General features: G+C 41.7%; 23 protein-coding genes. 7 read left to right on the top strand and 16 right to left on the bottom strand.

The window, feature by feature from the left end; all coding sequences use genetic code 11:
- Positions 1 to 62: 62 nt before the first annotated feature.
- The 3 genes from ACYX4O_RS06935 to ACYX4O_RS06925 form a co-directional block, all read right to left on the bottom strand.
- Positions 63 to 1,073, bottom strand: coding sequence for an ATP-binding protein (locus ACYX4O_RS06935; RefSeq protein WP_476355787.1), 1,011 nt, complete (start codon positions 1,071 to 1,073; stop codon positions 63 to 65).
- Complete coding sequence (locus ACYX4O_RS06930) at positions 1,070 to 1,744, bottom strand: response regulator transcription factor (protein ID WP_476355785.1); 675 nt, start codon at positions 1,742 to 1,744, stop codon at positions 1,070 to 1,072. The genes ACYX4O_RS06935 and ACYX4O_RS06930 overlap by 4 nt, the downstream gene beginning before the upstream one ends.
- A gap of 187 nt (positions 1,745 to 1,931) precedes the next feature.
- Positions 1,932 to 3,149 carry a NupC/NupG family nucleoside CNT transporter gene (locus ACYX4O_RS06925; RefSeq protein ID WP_476355783.1) on the bottom strand — a complete coding sequence of 406 codons (1,218 nt, stop codon included), beginning with the start codon at positions 3,147 to 3,149 and terminating at the stop codon, positions 1,932 to 1,934.
- 245 nt (positions 3,150 to 3,394) lie between these two features.
- Here ACYX4O_RS06925 and ACYX4O_RS06920 point away from each other — a divergent pair, with 245 nt between their 5' ends.
- Positions 3,395 to 3,544 (top strand): glycine zipper domain-containing protein, encoded by a 150-nt coding sequence (locus ACYX4O_RS06920; protein WP_476355781.1) that lies wholly within the window; start codon positions 3,395 to 3,397, stop codon positions 3,542 to 3,544.
- Positions 3,545 to 3,627: 83 nt separating this feature from the next.
- Here the strand turns inward: ACYX4O_RS06920 and ACYX4O_RS06915 are convergent, their stop codons facing one another.
- From ACYX4O_RS06915 to ACYX4O_RS06900, 4 genes are all read right to left on the bottom strand, one after another.
- Complete coding sequence (locus ACYX4O_RS06915; protein ID WP_476355779.1) at positions 3,628 to 5,130, bottom strand: UDP-N-acetylmuramoyl-L-alanyl-D-glutamate--2,6-diaminopimelate ligase; 1,503 nt, start codon at positions 5,128 to 5,130, stop codon at positions 3,628 to 3,630.
- A gap of 232 nt (positions 5,131 to 5,362) precedes the next feature.
- On the bottom strand, positions 5,363 to 5,818 hold the full coding sequence (lspA, locus tag ACYX4O_RS06910; protein WP_476355777.1) for a signal peptidase II: 456 nt from the start codon (positions 5,816 to 5,818) through the stop codon (positions 5,363 to 5,365).
- A 144-nt stretch (positions 5,819 to 5,962) separates the two neighbouring features.
- The gene (locus ACYX4O_RS06905; protein WP_476355775.1) at positions 5,963 to 7,498 is read right to left on the bottom strand and encodes an RQC-minor-2 family DNA-binding protein; all 1,536 of its coding nucleotides are present in this window, start codon (positions 7,496 to 7,498) and stop codon (positions 5,963 to 5,965) included.
- Between the two features lie 112 nt (positions 7,499 to 7,610).
- Positions 7,611 to 8,066 (bottom strand): SRPBCC family protein, encoded by a 456-nt coding sequence (locus ACYX4O_RS06900; protein ID WP_476355773.1) that lies wholly within the window; start codon positions 8,064 to 8,066, stop codon positions 7,611 to 7,613.
- A gap of 168 nt (positions 8,067 to 8,234) precedes the next feature.
- On the opposite strand from ACYX4O_RS06900, the gene ACYX4O_RS06895 reads away from it, so the two are divergent.
- Complete coding sequence (locus tag ACYX4O_RS06895) at positions 8,235 to 8,543, top strand: hypothetical protein (protein WP_476355772.1); 309 nt, start codon at positions 8,235 to 8,237, stop codon at positions 8,541 to 8,543.
- Between the two features lie 35 nt (positions 8,544 to 8,578).
- Here ACYX4O_RS06895 and ACYX4O_RS06890 read toward each other — a convergent pair whose 3' ends face one another.
- Positions 8,579 to 10,114 (bottom strand): glycine betaine uptake BCCT transporter, encoded by a 1,536-nt coding sequence (locus tag ACYX4O_RS06890; RefSeq protein ID WP_476355770.1) that lies wholly within the window; start codon positions 10,112 to 10,114, stop codon positions 8,579 to 8,581.
- Positions 10,115 to 10,311: 197 nt separating this feature from the next.
- Between ACYX4O_RS06890 and ACYX4O_RS06885 the strand changes: the two genes are divergently transcribed.
- Positions 10,312 to 11,214: a M23 family metallopeptidase gene (locus tag ACYX4O_RS06885; protein ID WP_476355769.1), complete on the top strand. Its 903-nt coding sequence runs from the start codon at positions 10,312 to 10,314 to the stop codon at positions 11,212 to 11,214.
- Positions 11,215 to 11,417: 203 nt separating this feature from the next.
- The gene (locus ACYX4O_RS06880) at positions 11,418 to 12,050 is read left to right on the top strand and encodes a 2OG-Fe(II) oxygenase (RefSeq protein ID WP_476355767.1); all 633 of its coding nucleotides are present in this window, start codon (positions 11,418 to 11,420) and stop codon (positions 12,048 to 12,050) included.
- Positions 12,051 to 12,403: 353 nt separating this feature from the next.
- Here the strand turns inward: ACYX4O_RS06880 and ACYX4O_RS06875 are convergent, their stop codons facing one another.
- The 3 genes from ACYX4O_RS06875 to ACYX4O_RS06865 form a co-directional block, all read right to left on the bottom strand.
- Entirely contained in the window at positions 12,404 to 12,922 is a 519-nt protein-coding gene (locus ACYX4O_RS06875) for a tubby C-terminal domain-like protein (protein WP_476355765.1), read from the bottom strand.
- Positions 12,923 to 13,217: 295 nt separating this feature from the next.
- A complete protein-coding gene (locus ACYX4O_RS06870; protein ID WP_476355763.1) occupies positions 13,218 to 14,018 on the bottom strand; it encodes a nucleotidyltransferase domain-containing protein in 801 nt (266 codons plus the stop codon).
- Between the two features lie 144 nt (positions 14,019 to 14,162).
- Positions 14,163 to 14,768, bottom strand: coding sequence for a GNAT family N-acetyltransferase (locus tag ACYX4O_RS06865; RefSeq protein WP_476355761.1), 606 nt, complete (start codon positions 14,766 to 14,768; stop codon positions 14,163 to 14,165).
- A gap of 234 nt (positions 14,769 to 15,002) precedes the next feature.
- Between ACYX4O_RS06865 and ACYX4O_RS06860 the strand changes: the two genes are divergently transcribed.
- Positions 15,003 to 15,746 (top strand): SDR family NAD(P)-dependent oxidoreductase, encoded by a 744-nt coding sequence (locus ACYX4O_RS06860; RefSeq protein WP_476355759.1) that lies wholly within the window; start codon positions 15,003 to 15,005, stop codon positions 15,744 to 15,746.
- A 138-nt stretch (positions 15,747 to 15,884) separates the two neighbouring features.
- On the opposite strand, the gene ACYX4O_RS06855 is transcribed toward ACYX4O_RS06860, so the two are convergent.
- The 4 genes from ACYX4O_RS06855 to ACYX4O_RS06840 form a co-directional block, all read right to left on the bottom strand.
- Positions 15,885 to 16,073: a hypothetical protein gene (locus tag ACYX4O_RS06855; RefSeq protein ID WP_476355757.1), complete on the bottom strand. Its 189-nt coding sequence runs from the start codon at positions 16,071 to 16,073 to the stop codon at positions 15,885 to 15,887.
- A 284-nt stretch (positions 16,074 to 16,357) separates the two neighbouring features.
- On the bottom strand, positions 16,358 to 16,828 hold the full coding sequence (locus tag ACYX4O_RS06850; protein WP_476355755.1) for a thioesterase family protein: 471 nt from the start codon (positions 16,826 to 16,828) through the stop codon (positions 16,358 to 16,360).
- Between the two features lie 13 nt (positions 16,829 to 16,841).
- Positions 16,842 to 17,789, bottom strand: coding sequence for a 3-hydroxyacyl-CoA dehydrogenase NAD-binding domain-containing protein (locus ACYX4O_RS06845; RefSeq protein WP_476355753.1), 948 nt, complete (start codon positions 17,787 to 17,789; stop codon positions 16,842 to 16,844).
- 2 nt (positions 17,790 to 17,791) lie between these two features.
- On the bottom strand, positions 17,792 to 18,682 hold the full coding sequence (locus tag ACYX4O_RS06840; protein ID WP_476355751.1) for a beta-keto acid cleavage family enzyme: 891 nt from the start codon (positions 18,680 to 18,682) through the stop codon (positions 17,792 to 17,794).
- A gap of 381 nt (positions 18,683 to 19,063) precedes the next feature.
- Between ACYX4O_RS06840 and ACYX4O_RS06835 the strand changes: the two genes are divergently transcribed.
- On the top strand, positions 19,064 to 20,611 hold the full coding sequence (locus ACYX4O_RS06835) for a BCCT family transporter (RefSeq protein WP_476355750.1): 1,548 nt from the start codon (positions 19,064 to 19,066) through the stop codon (positions 20,609 to 20,611).
- Between the two features lie 15 nt (positions 20,612 to 20,626).
- Entirely contained in the window at positions 20,627 to 21,031 is a 405-nt protein-coding gene (locus tag ACYX4O_RS06830) for a carboxymuconolactone decarboxylase family protein (protein ID WP_476355748.1), read from the top strand.
- Between the two features lie 351 nt (positions 21,032 to 21,382).
- On the opposite strand, the gene ACYX4O_RS06825 is transcribed toward ACYX4O_RS06830, so the two are convergent.
- Positions 21,383 to 21,922, bottom strand: coding sequence for a TetR/AcrR family transcriptional regulator (locus ACYX4O_RS06825; protein WP_476355746.1), 540 nt, complete (start codon positions 21,920 to 21,922; stop codon positions 21,383 to 21,385).
- Between the last annotated feature and the right edge of the window lie 4 nt (positions 21,923 to 21,926).

Below are 21,926 nucleotides of genomic sequence, written 5' to 3'. Positions count from 1 at the left end.
ATCGCATTATGTGACATGAAGCTTACAGTTTTGTAAGATTCATAAAAAAATGGAATCGTCTACTACGATTCCATTAGGAAGACTTTACTTTTTGGGAAGATTACATGAACTGTAGTACCTTGATTCTGCTTTGATTCGAGCTTGATTCCAAGATTCAATTTATCCGCAAGACGCTTACATAAATAGAGTCCCATTCCAGTAGATTTGCTGTAGTTACGACCGTTCTCACCAGTAAATCCTTTATCGAACACACGACTCACATCTTTCTCGCTAATTCCGATTCCATTATCCTCAAGACTCAAGACAACACTGTTCTCTTGGATTGTCGTGTATACCTTCAGGTAAGGTTGGTCTTCCTTAGAATACTTAATAGCGTTGATAACTATTTGGTTTAATATGAACTCCACCCACTTCATATCACTATAAACAACGTCATCCATGTCTCCGATTTCTAATTTAATCCGATTATAGATAAAAGCTTTAGCGTTTCGCTTAGCTACCTTATGGACAGCTTCTTTAATTGGAAACTCGCGAATCATATAATCTTCACTCACATAACGACTTCTGGCAAAGTATAAAACCTGTTCCACAAATCGCTCTGTCTTATCCAACTCTTCTAGTACTCCTTCATCAAACTTCCCGTTATGGATCATTAACTTGGCTGATGCGATTGGAGTCTTAATCTCATGCACCCACATTTCAATATAGTCCTGGTATTCTTCTTCCTCGCGCTTATAAAAGTTCACGTGTTCATGCATCTGCTTATAAGCATCTCCGATTACATCTTGAACAATTTTTCCTTCTAAGAACCCTGGGCTATTTGTTAACTCTGGCAATAAATATTTCTTATCTAAAGCCGCTTGTGCCTCCACCAGCTCGCTGTAATAACTTTTTTTCTTTAGAAATTCTAGTAAATAAGAAAGGAGTAATGGAATGAACCAGACAAGGCCAACAATCAAGATTATCCCGGTACTCACGTGAACTTTCGCCAAGAAGATCATAAAAAGGGTATATAATAGAACATTTGTTAAGAGAAAAACAACTTTTTCGCGTAAGAAGGCATGTATACTCATATTAAAATGTACCCAAGTCCTCTTCTTGTTTCAATCGGTTTGCCAAGCCCGATCTCTTCGATCTTCTTTCGTAAACGGGTCATGTTAACAGAGAGCGTATTATCGTCTACAAAGAGATCCGATGACCACAAGTACTCCATCAACTGCTCTCTTGAAACAATGACACCCTGATTCTCCATCAAATAGTGTAAAATTTTAAGCTCATTCTTCGTCAACATATGCTCATCGCCTTGATATCGAATTGTCCCCTTGGCCACATCAAGTTCCATCCCTTCATATACAAAGGTACTTAATGACTGATGGACATATGCTCTTTTTAGGACAGCTTCAATACGCGCCATGAGAATCTGCAGATTATACGGCTTCGTTACGAAATCGTCCGCCCCAAGGTTCATACTCATCAGCTCATCCATTTCATGATCACGACTTGTCACCACTATGATCGGTACGTTTGACTCTTTCCGAATCTCCCTACATAGGGTATAACCATCAACATAAGGCAAATTAATATCCAGCAAAATCAGGTCCGGTTTCGATTGTTGTATGTATGGAATCACCTGTTGGAACTCCGTAACAGCGTCGACTATGTACCCTAAACTTTGCAAATACCCTTGCAACTCTTCCCTAATTCGAACTTCGTCTTCAATAATTAAGATGTCATGTTGTTTCATTAGCAACCACTCACATATTCATAAAATTTCTTCTATGTAAAATATACTAGAAAAATAAGGATTTACACAAATTCAATTTAAAAAGGCTTCCTGTAGTAAGAAAGCCTTTTTAATAAATCTATTAAAATGGTTTGGGTTACGCCCCAACAGCTTCTTGCCTTCACGTTATAGAGTTATATGGTAACCCCTAAAATAAAAACATCCCAGCAATACTAGCGGATAATAAGTTTGCAAGTGTAGCGGCAATTACCGCACGTAAGCCTAAGTTCGCTACGTCTTTGCGACGGTCAGGGGCCATGCCGCCTAAGGCTCCGATTTGTACACCAATACCTGATAGACTCCCGAAACCGGTGAGTGCGAAAGTGGTGACGATTTCGGCTTTTTCACTCAGCTCCCCTTTCGCTTCTCCGAGGCTTGAGAAGGCAACAAATTCGTTTGTTACGATCTTTTGGCCAATGAAACTAGCAGAACGAACGGCTTCGTCCCACGGAACGCCGATGACGAAGGCAAGCGGCGCAAGCAAGTAGCCGAGTAACTTTTCAAGCGTAATCGCTACGTCAAATAAGTTTCCAACCCAGCCAATCATGCCGTTTAATAGAGCTAATAAAGCAATAAAAGATAGCAAGATCGCGCCAATGTTCACAGCTAACTTAAGTCCTGTCACAGCACCACCTGCAATCGCGTCAAAGACGTTCGTCGTGTCACTTTCCTCAGGAGCCACGTCCTCAATCAATTCATGATGAGGCTCTACTTCTGGCACAAATAGCTTTGCTAGTACTAGCGCTGCCGGAGCAGCCATGAAGGATGCAGCTAGAAGATACTCTACTTCAATGCCTAGAAGCGTATACCCAACTAGTGTTGAACCAGCAATAGAGGTGAAACCTCCTGTCATGACAGCGAAAAGTTCAGATTTTGTAATACGGGAGATAAATGGACGAATGAGAAGCGGCGCCTCTGTTTGCCCCACGAAAATATTCCCCGCCGCGTTGATGCTCTCGACTTTTGTCGTACCTAACACTTTCGATAACAGACCACCAATTAACATGATAACCTTTTGCATAATGCCTAAATGATACAATACGGCAATGAGTGAACTGAAGAAGATAATCGTCGGTAGTACTTGAAACGCAAACATCATCCCCATATTTTCATGATTAATGAGCGGTCCGTACAAAAATTCAATTCCCTCTGTTGTGTAGCCAATTAAATTGTTGACACTTTGGGACATATACTGTAATATATTCTGTCCCCAAGTTGTTACAAATACAAGAAAGGCGAATGTAATTTGGATCGCTAGCCCGCCAGCTACAGTTCTCCAATTAATCGCCTTTCGGTTTGTTGAAAATAAAATTGCAATTAAGAAGATGGTAAGCATACCACCTAATCCCCAAAGTATGTTGCTCATGATGTTCTTCCCTCTCTCTAAATCTACTGTTCTTTTAGAAATCTATTTTTGAATCACATTTAAACAAAATACCACCATCCGAAATAGATTTCAAACCCTTTTCGATAAACGAAACCGCTTACAATCTCTCGAGGCGCTTACTTGGAGGCATTATTTTTTTAATAGAGTCCTACTTTAAAATAGGTGAAGCGATGAAATGAGTAACATCATTCATTCTTACAGGAAGTGAAAGGGTGTGAATGTATATGGCTAGAAAAAGAAAAGATACCTTTATAGGTGTAGGTACAGCAATAGGTGTTGCACTTGGAGTCGCCTTCGATAATGTAGCCCTCGGGATTGCTTTAGGGGTTTCTATTGGAGCGGGTATTGATTGGTCGAGAAAGAAGAAAAGATAAATTTACATCATCAAAAAAAGAGACAGTACGCCAAATATAGGCATAGTGTCTCTTAAACTTATAATATAGATAGACCCTTATCCTCAAACCGTCTTTCTAAAACGAAAACCTTGGTCAAAATACGCATTCACAACATCCATTTCAGAATAAGGAACACGCTCATCCCCTATAATTTGATAGCCTCCAAATCCGATCCCGGTTAACAGTACAAGGTCGCCTGGTTCAGCTAAATCAAATGCGTAGTGGATGGCATCTTCACGATGTAATTGGGAGTGAATGTGTGGTGAGTTAGGGGTCTTAAACCCTTTTAATACATCGTTTACGACTTCTTGACGATTGGCATGGCCTGGCTGGTCCACGCTTACGACAATCTCATCACCAATGCCCTCAGCAACTTCGGCCATCAATGGGCGTTTCTTCGGATCTCTAAGGCCCACCCCTGTAATCATGACAATCAACCTGCGATGCGGCACTTGCTTAACCGTATTTAGAACAGTCGCCAACGCATCTGGAGTGTGGGCGTAATCTAATACAATTTGGAACGGTGCTTCATTATCAACAAGCTGATAACGACCTTCAGGACATGTAATGCCCCAAACAACTGATAATATATCATGAAGCGAATGGCCCATCTGGTAACAAGTTGCAATCGCAGCAAGCAAATTAGATATATTATATTCACCAAAAACTGGTGCATCCACACGGTAATGAAGATCATTAAAGATCAGTGTGAAGGATGTCCCTTCTATAGTCGTTCGGATATTTTCAGCACGGAAATCGGCTGATTCATGCGTTCCATAGGTCATTAGAGAACCGTCAAACCGTTTGATAATGTCAGGCGACATGATAGGGTCATCAAGATTGACAACCGCCCTTTTAGCTTGATCAAATAACTTTAACTTAGCTTCTTTATAAGCTTCCATTGTGCCATGAAACTCTAAATGTTCAGGTGTCAAATTCGTATGAACTGCAACATTGAAATCAATTCCAGCTAAACGCTTCTGTTCAATGGCAATGGAGGTCGATTCAATAACAGCCGCTTTCAAATCTCGTTGTTTGAAATAATCTAAGACACGGTGGATATCAGGGGCTTCAGGTGTGGTAGGGACCGTTTGTTTAAAATCAGTCTTTCGTTCTTCATCCCAAATTCCAGCAGTCCCAAGACACCCTGTGCGGCAGGATAAATCATTGAGGAGAGAATGAATAAAAGTAGACACAGTGGTCTTCCCATTTGTTCCAGTGACGCCTATTGTATACAACGATTCTGATGGAGATCCAAATATGAGAGAGGAAACGTGAGCCAATGCTAGTCGACTATCCTCCACAAGAATAAAGCTGACACCTGGATACTCTTTTGAATATGTACGAAGTGGTTTGGATTCTGTACCAATAATCGTGGTAGCCCCGTTCTTAATAGCTTGTTCTATATAAAGGTGACCGTTGTGGTGTTCACCGGAAATACACACAAATGCATCATCTTCACTAATTTCACGCGAATCATAGGTAACAGAGGAAATAACCTGGGATTCTGGGCCCCAAACGCTTCCATTAACTAGGTCCTTCATCAGGTATTCATTACTGTTCATATCATCATCCTTTTACAAATTTTTACTTTATCATGCTAAAGTGTTGATTCTTCTTTCCCATTCCCCCGTAAAATTAGAGGTAAACATTTCTAAGCATACTCATGTGTAAAAGGAGTTTACGTCACGGCATTGGGTGGAAATTACTAGGCTGGTGGTGAAGTCATAAAAAAGGTCCGCCTCCCAATCAGGAGACGGACCTTTTTTTACAAAACCCTTTACCTATGCAGTTTTTTTAAGAATACTGAGGCTCTTCCCTGGCTGTAAAAGTCCAAATCGCAAGAGCAATAAACCCAAGCAAAATATAGAGATCAGCTATATTAAAAATCCCTGAACGTCCCTCAATATGAATAAAGTCAATGACATGACCAAGGAATAATCGGTCTATAAAATTTCCAAGACCACCGCTTATCACCAATATAAAGGCAAGGTTACGGAGTTTTTTCTTTGAATCATGAGGAATACTCCACCAAAGGAAGATCCAACTTAAGATGACGGTTTGGAGCGGAATGATGACCCAAGAAACAGAGCTGAGCCGTCCTCCCGTAATGCCTTCGTTATAGAGCAGATTCCATTCTAACCACCCAGGAATCACCTGAATCACTTCATCCAAATCCATCTGGGCATCCATCCACCGCTTGATCACCAAATCAACCAAGACAAGAATAACCACAACAAACAATCGCTTCACGACTTCTAATCTCCCTCTCTTACACTTCACCGTACGAAAGCGTGCCAGACACGCGTCAGTGCTTCACATGAGTGAAGGGTGTCTGGCACGCGTCTATACTTTACATCATTAAAGCGGTGGAATTCAAGGGTGGAACATTTCCGTTCAGGTTGTTTCTTGTATAAAGGAGACGGCTTGATCGGTGAGGGCGAACCCTTTTTGTAACTTTCTTAGAAAGCCTTCTTTCTCCAATGATTTCAGTGCCTTCATCGCATCCTTCTCCTGCCAATCCTCCATAGCACCAAATTGGATGGCCTTGTCCAACTGCTCAGAACGGATTTTATTGGTTGCCTTCCCAATTAAGACTTGAGTGATGGTGTGGGCCGGATAGACGCCACTAGTGTCATGAACGAATTGAAGCACTTGTTCTACCTCACCCCAGTAGAACGATTGTTTGTTCACTTTGGTGAATTCTTCTTCTTGCGTGATTGCATTTTCCTCAAGGTAGGATAGTAACTCCATTTTAAGGTGATGGAGTTCACTTGATACATCTTGTTGGAGAAGCTCCTCCCACTCTTCAACACGCTTCAGCATAGATACATGAGGGAGTTCAACATAGGATAGCCACACAAGTGGTGACGCGTGCTTAACTTCAGGCAGCTTCATTGCCTCCATATCTCGAAACAGGTCAATCCATGGACTTGTTGGTTGATTCCCTTTATGTTTAGGTAAGGCTTGAATTTTTCCGAGTAGATCTAGGATCTCGTTCCATTCCATCTCATACCGAGAGGACTTTTGTTGAATGCCTTTAAGGCGTTTTATTTTATCTAGAAGGACATTGTTCTTCTCTGCGATCTCATTAAACTGACGCTCAATGGTATGAATACGTTTTTTTGCTTTTTCAATGTCAAATTCCTCTTCTAAATGCAATGTGTCTTCCCTTAAAAAGACGCTGTAATCACAAATTTCGCAGTGCAACTCAAGCTCTTCTTCATTTGAATAGACAAACATTTCCTTATCGTGTTCACAAGCACACCCTTTTGACCAGAGCCATTCAGAGGGAATCGACCGAAATGGCCTCATCACAATATCGACCCGGTGACGCCAATAGGAGATATCCTCAGGATACTTCAGCTGAGATAATAAATTCGATCTGTTCATCCTCTCCACAGCCTGAAGCTCCTCTCTCTTAGAATGGGCAAATAGAACAAGGGGATGATGTTCAAAGCGCTTCTCTAGGTCACGAATCCACTCAGCAAGGGATGTCTCATCTATATAAGCACAGTACGTGTATTGTTGAATTAAGGACTCCACCAGTTTCTCTAGCTGTTCATTTGACATCATCGAAATCTTGGTCTCAAATACGTATTCTTTATAAATGGGAATGCCATGTTCCCTGCTGAATGTTCTAAATAGAAACAGCTCCGGCTTCACCAAACCACCATGATAGAGTTCCCCTTCTTTGTCTAGCAGTACAGGCAATAAACTTGGTCCCTCTAATTGTAAAAACCGCTGCAATGCCTCGACCTCTTTAATGGAGAGCCTTCCTACTAGTCTTTCTATGATTGTGTGTATACGGGATAAGGATTCTTTTCGAACTTTGTTCGGAATCGATCGAACTCCTTTATTCTTCTTTCCACCTGGATAAAACACCAGATAAGGAAAATCGCTGTGTGTGTAAGCAAGGTCTCGTAGAGCCATCGTGTCATCACCCAACTCGTCAGATTAGTCTATCGCCTTTTACAGAACGATGATTACAGTACACTTTACAATAAACGAATGATCCACAAAAGTTTCAACCCTCTATTCGCTATTATAGATCCATAGGAGACAACGTTCTCCCTGTCTCCAAATACGTCTTCAAATTACTCAAAATCGCAGGCCATCCATTATTCAATCCATAAAATGTGTCTTCCTCATCGCTTAGATCTGTGCTTACCAGATTTTCATGAAGAAGCGTTAGTTTTACCGCTTCACCGAATTCTTTCACTTTAAATGTCACAACGAGCGGCTTCTCTCGTTCTTGGTCATCTACATGTTTCCATGTAAAGGTAAGCTTCTCATAAGGAACAACTGTTAAGATCTCCCCCTCCACATCAAGCTCACCATTCCCTCTGAAATACTGGATGGAAGAACCTTCCCTCCAGTCAGACTGTACTTCGCAGCCAAAGAAATAGTGCTTTGTATGTTCTGCTCTCGTTAACGCTTCCCACACTTTCTCCTTAGTGGCTAAAATATATGTAGTGTAGATAAAAGAATCGTCTCTCATAGGAATCCTCCTTATGGGTATTGGCTGATGTAAGTACACATCTACCTTAAAATCTTAATTCAATAAAAGGGTTCTTTTTTCCTCTTTTGCTCCGTGAAAACACCTTTATCAGAGTAATTATGTTATGATATAACGCACACTTGGAAATATAAGGGGGTTGAACAGGAGATGCAACTTATTATTCCGCTGATCTTTGTGCTTGTATTGGTCTCCATTTCATCTATATTTTTTAAAAACAGCTCTAAAACAGATAAAGGCTTTGAAGTCATCTATTTTAAGCTATCTTATAGGAGAAAGATGATCAGAACGCTTATGACCCTTCCATTTGCTATCGTTGTTATGGTTCTTATTTATGTTTATTCAGATATCAGTACCTCATCGAGCATTCTTGTTGGAACGCTTATTTTAATCGTGACTACCATTCAATTTCTTTACAACTTCTTTATGTGGAAAGAAAAAGAAGTCAAAAAAAGCTAATACAACCTAATCATTGTTGTATTAGCTTCATAAAACTATTCTCGCTTCGCATTCTTCCGTTTAGCTGAAGAATCAATTTTCCCAATCCCTAGCTCTTTTCCTTCTTGATAAACCGTCTTCACAAAACTAAACGACATTAACAACATAATAATCGAAAAAGGTAACGCCGCGATAATCATAGTGTTCTGTAAAGCTTGAAGTCCGCCTGTGTATAAAAGCGCAAGAGCCGTCACAGATAGCAGAACACCCCAAGTTAATTTGACGAACTGACTCGGGTCCCCTTTCCCACCTGTTGTCATGAGCCCTAAGACAAAAGTTCCAGAATCCGCTGAAGTGATAAAGAATGTGCTGATCAACAGAATCGCCACAATGGAGGCCACCATACTTAGCGGATAATTCTCGAACACTCCAAACAACGACTTCTCTGTTGCAAGCTCTGATATAGTGGCAATCCCGTTATGTTCAAGGAAGATTGCCGTCCCACCGAACGTTGCAAACCACAAGAATCCGATTAAAGAAGGTAGCAAGAGTACAAAGAAAACAAATTCGCGAATACTACGTCCTCTAGACACACGAGCTATAAAGATTCCTACAAATGGAGACCAAGCAATCCACCACGCCCAGTAGAAGATGGTCCATGAATTGATCCACCCTCTAATCTCTTCATCAAGTGGTGCAATCCGGAAGCTCATTTGGGGTAAATTCTGAATATAAGCACCTAATGAATTCGTAAATAAATTTAATTGAAACAGCGTAGGTCCGAGTATAAACACCATCAAAAACAAGACAAATGCCAGAATCATGTTGGCATTACTTAAATATTTAATCCCCTTCCCAAGCCCCGACCATGCTGAAATCATAAACAATACCGTTACAATTGCAATAATGATCAGTTGCACCCAGAAGTTACTCGGGATATCAAATAGGTAAGACAGCCCTCCATTAATTTGCACAGCACCGAATCCAAGCGTAGTGGCAACACCAATTACTGTCGCGATAACAGAGAAGATGTCGATCAAACGCCCTGTATTTCCATTTGCTTTTTCACCAATAATCGGTTGTAACGTTGCGCTAATTAAGCCTGGTGTTCCCCTTCTAAAACTAAAATAAGCCAACACTAATGCCACGATTCCATAAATGGCCCAAGCATGAATGCCCCAGTGGAAGTATGTAAACCTCATGGCATCTTTAATGGCCTGATCTGTACCCACTTCCCCGGTTGGTGAATTGACTGCATAGTGACTGATCGGCTCAGCCGTTCCCCAGAAGACAAGCCCAATTCCCATACCTGCACTAAAGAGCATCGCAACCCAGGTAGGCCTTGTGAATTCAGGTTTCTCATCTTGTTTTCCAAGTCTGATTTTCCCTAGTGGTGTAATTAAAAACACTAAAGCGACGATTGTGAATAAGGTCACGACAATTAAATAATACCACCCTAAACGATTGGCTATAAACGATTTCACATTTGATGTAACCATTTCTAACCAATCAGGGGCCAAGACTCCAATAAGGGATAACAGAATCATAACAGCAGCTGATATTTTAAATACGGGATTTAATTTTTGAAGCATCTTGCGAACGACTCCTTTCAAAAGCACAGAAATTCCTTTATTTAGATACGGATTATTCTCCTCTATCAGAGTCCGTATTATTCAGCTTAATCACTAAAAAGGATTAATGAGAAAGGAAAAGATGAAACGTTCGCCTTTCTCATGCGTAGAGTAAAAGGAAAAAATTATTTTGGAAAGATTATGAAGAGGAGGATTATATGTCGATTTGGTTATATGCAACAATATACTACATACTCCCGATTGCTTTACTTATCAGGTTATGGAAAGGAGATTTGAAGAGCCGTTTAGTCGGGGCGCTTGAAATCGGGCTTACAACAAGCTTTTTTGCATATCTCTTTGTTGTCATCCCCTGGCACGTGTATTCACATTACATCCGGTTCCTTTGGGTGCTATTGTTCTTAATTGCCTTATTTATAGCAGTCAAGAGATTACAACCACTTCCCTTTAAGATGCCAAAAGGAGAACGAAGTGGACTGTTTTCAAACTTGGTCAGTTTCCTAGCGATGGCGTTCTTCACCTTTATGACAGTGAGCGGACTTGTGGGCTACTCTCCTTCGACTGACGAGGGTATTGATTTGGATTTCCCATTAAAGAATGGTGTTTATGCGACAGGGCAAGGTGGTGCTACTACTATCATCAATTACCATCATGAACACGAACCCCAGCAGTATGCGATTGATATTCTCGAACTAAATGGCGCGGGGCTCCGAGCAAATGGACTGACCCCATCCGAATTAGAAGCTTATGAAATATACAACGCTTCCCTCTACAGTCCTTGTAATGGCGATGTCATCGGGGCCGTCGATCAATACGAAGACATACCTCCGCTTGAGAGCCCTGACAAGAATGAAGACCCAAAAGGAAACCACGTTACGCTACGCTGTCAGAATGCAGATGTGCTCTTGGCACATATGAAGCCAGGGTCGGTGCAAGTTACAGAAGGCCAGACCGTAAAAACCGGTGATCTGCTTGGCCTTGTTGGCAATACAGGAAACACGACAGAACCTCACCTGCACATTCACGCAGAACGAGATGGCGTAGGGATACCGATCACATTCGATGGACGTTTCTTAAAGCGGAATAGTTTAGTTTTTCAATGATCGATACCTGAACATAAAACATTCTTCACATCAAAGAATCCCTGCTTAACAAAGAGCAGGGATTCTTTTTTATTGTAGACAAGAGGTTTAATTTCAATATAAATGTATGCGATTTCAGTTAATATGGAAAATAAATGATTTATTTTCCTTTTTGTGTGATATAGTCCATATATAGAGAATTATTTATAAAAGGGGAATGCTACATGACGATTCGTACAGAAAAAGAACAAACGATGTTCCCGCATACAGGCAACCGCATTGTGACTGAAGATCGTGTTATACCTATTCTTTCGAGATATGAGGAACCGCTTGTTGTTGTACTTGATAACGTGGCAAGTGATGAAGAATGTGAGGGGCTAATCGCTCTTAGCCATGATCGCTTGAATCGCTCCAAAATCGGACAATCCAGAGATACAAATGATATGAGAACAAGCAGTGGCATGTTCTTTGAAGAAAACGAGAATTCGCTCGTCGAACGTATTGAAAAACGACTCTCTACTATTATGAATATCCCTATCCAACACGCAGAAGGCCTTCAAATCTTACACTACCAACCTGGACAAGAATATAAAGCGCATCACGATTTCTTCAAACAATCCGATAACAATCGAATCTCAACGCTAGTCCTATATTTGAATGATGTAGAAGAAGGCGGAGAAACCTTCTTCCCTGAACTTGGCTTATCGGTTACGCCTAAGAAAGGAATGGCAGTTTATTTTGAGTATTTTTATCAAGATGACGAGTTAAACAACAAGACCCTTCACAGCGGAAATCCGGTTGTGAAAGGCGAGAAATGGATTGCTACGCAGTGGATGAGGCGGAAGCCCATTCGTTAAAAGAGGTATTACCAAACCGAAATAAAGCGGCCATGAGACACCTCTGTCTCATGGCCGCTTATTTATTATTGGAAACTTGCTTGAATCTCCTTCATCTTGTCTACAACTAGTGCAGATCCACAGGGACAGGTACCTTGTCCCAAAAGTACGGAAACAGATCAGATTGTTTCATAAATAATAGCCAATAAAAGTATCTCAACCCACTATCCTGAAGATACAGCGGGACAAGGTACCTGTCCCTAAGTCCTGTGTGAGAAAAGCAGCCTGTTCCCAGGCTGCTTTTGGTTTATGATTTTCATTATAAGCGACATAGATCACTTCAAACTATTTAAAATTTTTCCTTATTCCTTCTCTTAACCAGCATGCAGATACGTATGAAATATCCCTAAAAATAATAGACGATCTTCTTCGTATTGTGAATCTATAATATTGAAATAAGCTTTTAACGGTACTTTCAATGAACTATTCCACTCTGCAATGACAGCTCCGTCTTTACTAATCCTCGCTTTATCCAAAGCACCCTTTGTTAATTCAAATGTCTTATCATTGTAAACAAATGAGGTTGTTTCTCCAGCCCCAAAGTTTTTTTCATCTACGAATCGGATAGTTTCTTCACTCTGATCTTTCATGTAACGTGCTTCGTACTGCCTTCTCTTAAAGATGTTCAAACTCCTTTGTGCTCGAAACCGTTCGTTCTGTTCATCATCAAAAATCTTATAATTCCCGCTAAATCGTCCTTTTAATAAAAGGTCCCCTGCTCTTTCCCAAAAGTTGTTATAATACTTCTGGATTGTTCCGTATGTATTACCTTCCTCGTCACAAATACTAGCTGCCCTTGTAGACACGGTGTTCAAAAATCGATATTCATACATCCTACCCCTCCTATTGCTGAATGGTCAGACACAGCTACTTGTTGTTCAAGTTTTGCATCTTGATCAGCAAACCTATTAATCCTTCTAGTATTTACGAACACTTACAAAAATGGTTCCTTCTTACATAGATAAAATTTCTAGTTTTGTTGATTCTAGCTCCCAAAATCCGCGCTTCTCTTATAAACAGACCTATACACAGATCCACAGATCCACAGGGACAGGTACCTTGTCCCTAAAGTGCGGAAACAGATCAGATTGATTCATAAATAATAGTCAACAAAAGGATCTCAACCTACTATTCTGAAGATACACCGGGACAAGGTACCCGTCCCCCTATCCCACGATCCTTCACTAACTCCAACAGTCGCTTCGTTTGAGGAAGCACCTCAAATTGGGATGCGATCCAGTCATACTCTTCATCAATTAACCGTACGAGTTTCTTTCCAGCTACTTGGTGACAAGATGGAGTTATATGCTCGTAAATCTCTAGCATTTCATCCTTTTGCTTCTGCGGTAAATCATTATGTAACGCCTTTATGCCTAGCATCGAACGTTCCTTCGCATATCGATAAAGAAGCAGATTCCCCAAATATCTCATACTATGACGCAACATCTCTGTCGCCCAAATATCATTGCCTCGATCTTTCGCCTTCGCATACTGAAACAAAAACCATATAACATCATTGGCATTATCTCTACCTTCTTCAATTGGTAACGTTAAGTTTTGAGTAGGGACATATTTCTCCATTACTCCGTCTCGATCATAAAGAACTGTGAAATAATCCTTTTCCTGTATCGTCTTGTTCGTTACGGTAAACAAATCAATATGAAGACCATCTTCATAGACACCGAGGATCTGAGGAGCAATGATAAAAATATCTTCATAGAATAATAGGTTCTTATAAGTCTGTAAATGATCCACTCTTCTCGTTAAAAAAGACGCCTCCTCTTCCTCATCAACGATGGTATATAAATCAATATCTGAATGCTCATCATGCTCATTTCTTCCCATAGATCCTTTTAAGAACACACTCTGTACGCATGTTTCTTCCCTAAGGCTCTCGACAATCTTCTTTACAGCTACTTCCTGACGCATTCTATCCCCCCCTATTCTTAAGTAGATAAATATTACGTCAGATTACTATAATATAGAAATAAAATCAAATGTTTTACAATTCATTCTAATAAAGAAGCAGCCCTAACGTTCAAACTGCTCATAAACGATGTTTTATTTTCTACCTTAGCTTTCTTTAGAGGTGAACTCTTCTTTTAATATGGAGTACATTTTCAAATCTTGATGTTTTCCCTTTACCAACATACTTTTTCGAAGGATTCCTTCAAAAGACATCCCCGCTTTTTCCATAACTCGTTCGGAACCTCTATTCTCTTTTAAGCATCTAGCTTGAATACGAACTAAACCCATACGGGTAAAACCAAACGTAATCACTTCTTTTACAGCTTCTGTTGTGATACCTTTCCCCCAATAATCTTGAGAAAGGGCATAGCCGATCTCAGCTACATTATGGTTTACTTCCCAAGAGACAAAATCAATCGTCCCAATAAATTTGCCGCTTTCTTTATATTCGATCCCCCACGGTGAAAGGTCTTTATCCTCGTATTGAGTAAGTGCATATTCAATAAATTCCTTCGTATCAGATATGGACTTATGCGCTTCCCACGTAACATATTTCGTTACTTCTTCATTAGAAACATAATGATACATATCGACTACATCTTCTAACGTAATCTTTCTTAATATCAAACGCTTCGTTTCTAATTTCGGTAAATTACCGTATATGTCTTCAATCTCCACAAAACCACCCCCTACCCATAATTTATTCAGCATTCTATGAATTTTTCATGAAATACACAAATACGACCCTTTTAAAGGGAATGGATATTTGGAACATAGGGACAGGTTCCTTGTCCCAAAAAATCTATAATTACACCTCCTACACATTTAACGGGACAACGTACCTGTCCCTAAGTCCCGAATTTTATTACAAATTTAAACAAATTATGAGACTTTTCGACAGAAGAAGCGTAAAATGGAATAGGAAAGATAGAGAGGAGAGAAGTTATGAAACTAGAAAACAAAGTAGCTATTGTCACAGGTGGGGTAACAGGGATCGGAGAAGCAACGGTTAGAGACTTTTGCGAGCAAGGGGCGAAAGTGGTTATTGCTGATGTGAATGAAAACGGGGAAGCATTCGCACAGGAGTTAAGAGATCATGGATATGAGACATTTTTTGTTAAAACAGATGTTACGAGTGAAGAAGACATTAAGAATGTGGTCAATCAGGCGGTACATACATACGGTTCTCTTGATGTGCTTTTTGCCAACGCAGGAATTGGTGATGTGACTCCAGCTCATGAGCTAACATATGATGCATGGAAAAAGCTTATCGACGTGAATTTAAATGGCGTTTTCCTTTCGAACAAATACGCAATCGAGCAAATGCTCACTCAAGAATCAGGTGGTTCGATCATTAACAACGCCTCTGCCCTTGGACATGTAGGTCAGCCCAACATGACTTCTTATCCAGCAGCAAAAGGCGGGGTCGTGAACATGACACGTACGCTTGCCATTACATACGCTAAGAAAAACATTCGCGTTAATTCTGTTTGTCCTGGATATGTTGACACAGCGATTATGAAGGACGCAGATGATGCAGCACGCGAACGTCTGACAAGCCTCCATCCAATCGGACGACTTGGTAAACCATCTGAAATTGCTAAGACGGTATCCTTCCTGGCGAGTGATGACGCATCCTTTGTTGTGGGCTCAAGCATTTTAGTCGATGGTGGCTATACAGCTCATTAAAATACTAAATAGACCAATATAATTAGGAAACGGCCATGAGGTGTGGACCTCATGGCCGTTTTATGTATTTCTGTAAATGAAACCAAACTTGCTTTTCATGGGACAAGGGACCTGTCCCTTCTTCCCTTGAATATATGATTAAACTGAGCTGTCCGAGTCATTCCCATGGTTCATATGCTGAATTGCACTGTGGGCATAGATATCTTCTGAAAAACTCCCATTTTTAATTCCATCCTCTTCATCTCCATTGATACTATTCTTTTTAGCGATGAAATCAATAACCGCTCCAAACGCGAGAAGACTTAAGATCCCAATTAACCAGACCATATTTTCCTCCTAGAAATAGACTAGAGTTTCTTTACAACATTTTACCATTTATAACCAACTCATACCAAGCATATTTCCTATTTCTTTCTTTACGGAAACAGGCCTCGTTGCCTATCTATTTATATAAAAAAGACAAGCCCCATAAGGACTTGCTGTGAGAGATAGGGACAGGTTCCTTGTCCCAAAAATATGGAGGTGGATCAATGCTTCGTTGTTCCATGCATAAATGAAAAAGCATCTATATAGAAGGGATGAGGGGGCAAGGTACCTGTCCCCTCATCCCATTATTTCCTTCGAATACCAATCGTTCTCCCAGCCTGCTTCGGTCGTTCAAGCTGTTCATCTGTTTCTAACATGACGGCTAACTTTTCTGCTACTTCACCAGGGAAAGCTGCACCTCGTCCTTCTTTACGATCAATGCCCATAAGCATTTCCTCTAAAGTAGCAACTGTTTCACCTTGTTCATTAAACATCGTTAAGAACAAATGAATGCGCTTCGCGTCTACATCAAGAATCTGTCCTTTAATCGTAAAGGCGTCTCCTTCATGCATCTCTTGCAGATAGCAAATATGCGTCTCAAGAGTAAAGACCGTATAGTCGTACACTTCACGGGTACGCTCATCAAGACCGATGTGGTCAATAAAAGCGTCTGTCGCTTGACTGAACGCTTTATTGTACTCGGCATCATTCATATGTCCGTTATAGTCGACCCATTCATGGAGAACGGTTCCTTGATAAGAAAAGGATTGCTCCATTTTAACCTCTCCTTTATACGTGCGTTTTTGTTGTTTCTTGTGGCCAGTATTCCTGCACAAGATCGTACAACTTAATTAAGAATTCGTTGCGGTTCTGGTCAAGCTCTGCCATCGTCATGCCGCTTGATTGTTCCTCACAGCCAGTGACAACTTTTTCATAAAGTTCATCTGTAAGTTCTGGTGCTTCAAGCTTCGTCCATGGTTTCTTAAGCGCTGGGCCGAACTGCTTCAGCATGTGACGCATGCCGCCTTCGCCTCCTGCTAAGTGGAACGTTAAGAACGGACCATACTGCGCGTATCGAAGACCTGCTCCGTGTGTGAACGCTTTGTCCACTTCTTCTGTCGTGGCAATGCCTTCATTGACAATATGAAGAGACTCGCGCCAGATTGCTTCTAGTAAACGGTCTGCAATGTGGCCTTCAATTTCATGGCGAACAATGAGTACGCTCATGTTAATGCCTTCATAGAATGCTTTCGCTTTTGCAACGAATTCATTCGTTGTCTTCTTCCCTGGCACAACTTCAACAAGTGGCAGGATATAAACCGGATGGAACGGGTGAGCAACAACGACACGCTCCGGGTGCACTAAGTTCGCCTGTAATTCTGATGGCATAATCCCAGAGGTACTCGATCCGATTAAGGCATCAGATTTCGCATGTTTATCGATATTTTGTAGAACCGTTTGCTTCAATTCCTCAATTTCGGGTACGTTTTCCTGAATGAAGTCCGCATCTTTTACCGCTTCAGCAAGATCTGCTTCAAACGTTAGGCGGTCCTTCGAAGCTCCTTCGGCTAAGCCTAGTGCTTTAACGTGAGGCCAGGCATGGTCAACCGCTCGACGCATGCGCTCTTCTGCACCTTCTGCTGGGTCTGTTGCGACAACGTCATACCCTTGAGCGAGCATGCGTGCAATCCACCCGTTTCCGATAACTCCTGTGCCGACTACTGCAATTTTTGTCATAATTACTTCCCTCCATGTGGATTTCGTAGATTATGATATTGGCGTGCTTCTTGTGGTGTCATTGGCTCTAAATCTAGTCCACCAAGCATGTTCACAGCTTTCTCAACAAGCTGTTCGTTCGTTGCTGGTACACCTTTTGATAGATAAATATTGTCTTCTAATCCCACGCGAATGTTTCCACCTAGCTGAGCTGTTTGAGAAGCGATTGGCATTTGCATACGTCCAATGCCAAAGGCTGACCAGTGCGCGTTATCTGGAATGCGATTTTTCATATAAAGCATTGTCTCTGCATCCGCTGCAGCCCCCCAAGGTATCCCTAAGCAGAATTGATACATCGGATCGCCGTCGATTAGTCCTTCTTTCACTAACTGATTGGCAAAACGGATATGGCCCGTATCAAAGCACTCAAGCTCTGGCTTCACGCCGCTCTCTTGAATCATCTTCGCCTGATCGCGTAGCCAATCGGTCGGGCTCATGTAGATCATGTTGCCAAAGTTCGTGCTACCACAATCTAATGTACACATTTCAGGAAGCAGTTCTCCCACTGGTTCATGACGCTCCGCTGGCGTTTGAATATCCGTACCATCACCACCAGCAGCTGGCGTTTTTAGGCTCGGGATGAAGTCTCCCCCGCCACCTGACGTAATATTAATGATGACATCTGTTTCAGACTCACGAATGCGGTCAACAATTTCACGGTAGTGGTCTACATCGTGGCTGATCCCTCCTGTTTTCGGATCGCGAGCGTGAACGTGGGCAACCGTCGCCCCGGCTTTTGCTGATTCAATCGCAGACTCAGCGATTTCCTTTGGAGTTACAGGAACGTTAGGGTTTTTCTTTATCGTGTCTCCCGCCCCTGTTACAGCGGAAGTTAATAGTACTTTATTGTTCATTCAAAAGTTCCTCCTCTTGAATTCGTTTTTTGTTTTGTTGTAATCAACTAGTCAAAACTATACCATCTGGACTGTTTAGTTTCAAACCGTTTTTTAATAAAAACACTACTCAAACATCCCAAAAACGTCGTCAATTCAACATTTAATGAGAGATTATAATTTTTATTTTATACAAAACAAACTGTACAATCAGTCTGGTGCATATAAATTTTACGAAAATCAGTTGAATTTTCACTTGAGTATGCCTTCACCTCGTATATTCTCTTAAATACTTTTATTTTCTATCCGATTTCCTTTTTGAAAGGTAAACCGTCTGGATAGTACAGTTTTTAGTGGCAAACAAACGAATACGTAATAGAAGACATTTGAGGAGGAATTTTTGTGACGAATAGATTAATGGATTGGAAAACCTTCTGGGGTGCCTTATCTTTACTGATCTTTGTATCGGTACCTCTAATGGTCTTTCCTAAACAAGGGAAGAAACTTGTGTTAGCGGCTAATGATGTTGTAACCCAAAACTTAGGATTCCTATTCTTAACGGTAGGATTATTGATGCTTATGTTCTTACTCTTTGTAGGGGTGAGTCGATATGGAGATATCAAACTTGGAGATGTGGATACGAAGCCTGAGTTTAAAACAAGCTCCTGGGCAGCGATGCTCTTCACAAGTGGAATTGGTACAGGAATTCTGTACTGGGGCGTAATTGAGTGGGCCTATTACTATCAGGGACCTCCATTTGGTATTGAGCCTGGATCAAAAGAAGCGATTCAGTGGGCGTCTACGTATGGATTCTTCCACTGGGGACCGATTGCCTGGGCGATGTTCGCGATACCTGCCCTGCCGATCGGCTATATGTTCTTTGTTCGTAAAACCAATGTATTCAAAATCAGTGAAGCTTGCCGCCCTGTATTAGGGAAACACACGGACGGATTCCTTGGAAGACTCGTTGACATCCTATTTATGTTCGGTCTACTAGGTGGCGGCGGTACAGGTCTTGCGCTCTCTGCACCGATTATTTCAGAAGGATTGAATCACCTAGCTGGACTTCCAAACAACATCATGACGAAATCGATTATCTTGTTCGGGTGTACCTTGATCTTTGGACTAAGCGCTTATTCCGGCCTCCAAAAAGGAATTCGCGTACTAAGTGATATTAATTTATGGTTAGCATTTGCTCTATTAATCTTTATCTTCAGTGTTGGACCGACAACGTTTATGACAGAAACGACGGTTACATCCCTTGGACGCATGATGGACAACTTCTTCAGCATGAGTACATGGGCGGAACCATTTAATGACTTAGGATTATTTGAACGCACAGGTTTCCCTGAAGGCTGGACGGTCTTCTACTGGGCTTGGTGGATTGTATACGCACCGTTTGTCGGCTTATTCATCGCCCGCATTTCAAAAGGACGCACCATTCGCCAGGTTGTCTTTGGAACAGTCCTATTCGGCAGCCTTGGAACGGTGCTGTTCTTCGGTATTCTAGGAAACTACTCCATGTATCTTGAGTTAAGCGGACAATATCCGGTTATTGAAACGTTAAACAACCAGGGAGCACCAGCTGCGATCATCGGAACGCTCACACAGTTGCCGTTATCTACATTTGCGATCATTGTCTTTGTGGTACTTGCCATTATCTTCTTATCAACGACGTACGACTCCGGTTCTTATGTGATCGCATCAGTTGTACAGAAACACGTCGAAGGCGAACCACTTCGCTGGAACCGTTTATTCTGGGCCCTTGCCCTTTCAGTTCTGCCTATGATCTTCATGTATTTAGGCGGCCTGAAGACGCTTCAGACAATTAGCATTATCGGCGGATTTCCACTGCTTGTCATCCTGCCGATCTTAGGATGGTCGTTTATTAAGATGGCAAATGAAGATAAAGAAAAGAGACTCAAGAAGAACAAAGACGAAGCTGCATAAAAAGGAGACTACACCATGACAACACGCTATGAAAAAGGGTTAGAAGCACTAAACTCATATACAAATCAGGAAAAAGGGACAAGCCACTTTGACTTGATGAAAGACTTAGATTCCATTGCCCCTGATATCGGTAAATATATTGTAGAATTCGCCTACGGTGACATTTACAACCGGGGGCACCTGGACCAGAAGCAACGGGCGCTAACGGTACTTTCAAGCCTCGTTACTCAAGGTGAAGGAAGCCTGCCGCAGCTTGAACTTCATATTAACACGGCGTTAAATGCAGGATTATCAGAAGAAGAGATTGTCGAAGCGATGATTCAGCTCATCCCTTACCTCGGCTTTCCTTCTGTTATTAATGCGGTTAAACAAGCGAAGCGTGTATTTGCTGAGCGTTCGGAAGAGAAAGTGTATGCTTAGAGAAAGCTTCAGATAGGTGCCGTTACGTTTAGAAGTGCTTTGGCAGGCTTGGGGACCACTCGCTTTCCTGCGGGGAGCTGGGGAGCCTCCTCAATCGCTTCGCGCTCTCCGGGGTCTCCCCTAAGCTCTTTATCCCGCGGGAGTCTCGCAGTCCCCTAGCCTACCCTTACCTAGATAGATTAACGGCACCACAGCTTAAATGACGCAGAACCCCTCCAATCTACTATATATGATGATGTTTTTGCTTAACCTAAGATAAATTAGAGGGAGAAGACAAAAAACAAAAAAGTTTATATTCACATAAGCAAAAAAGTCACCAGCTCCACTTAAGAGCTGGTGACTTTTTATGATTTATTTCTTATACGTTTGATTCTTCAGACGCTCGAGGACTCTTCCGCGAAGCTCAGGGTCTAGTGGGGCTAATCCAAAGATTTCAGAGAGCCACAGGCCATCGATGGCAAGTCGGGTGATCGTCGCATCAACCTCATCCAATCCGTCATGCTCCATGTGCTCTTGCCAGTTTTCGTATGTATCTTGAAGTGGCTTCATGAGCTCAGGGTTAATTCCCTGTGCGGCTAGCATGCCAGCACTAATGGTACGGTTCTCTTCACTCTTATCGTGCATTACCTCGATAAATGCACGCGCCCATTTACCCGCTTCTTCTGGATCATTCTCAACAAGCCCCTCGACGTTCTCACGATAAAGGTCATTCATATGTTGAACAAGCCCCTTTACAAGGGCCTCTTTCGTCGAAAAGTGATAAAGCAATCCGCCCTTACTCACTTCCGCTTTCTTCGCTGCGGCATCCAACGTCAAAGCATCACTACCCTGCTCCTTCACAATCAGCGCAGCCGCTTCTAATATCTTATCCCGCTTTGACTCTCTTGGCATTTTC

It is taken from the genome of Pontibacillus sp. ABV4_188 (genome assembly GCF_056311905.1).
This window is presented reverse-complemented; position numbering and strand designations above follow the sequence as displayed.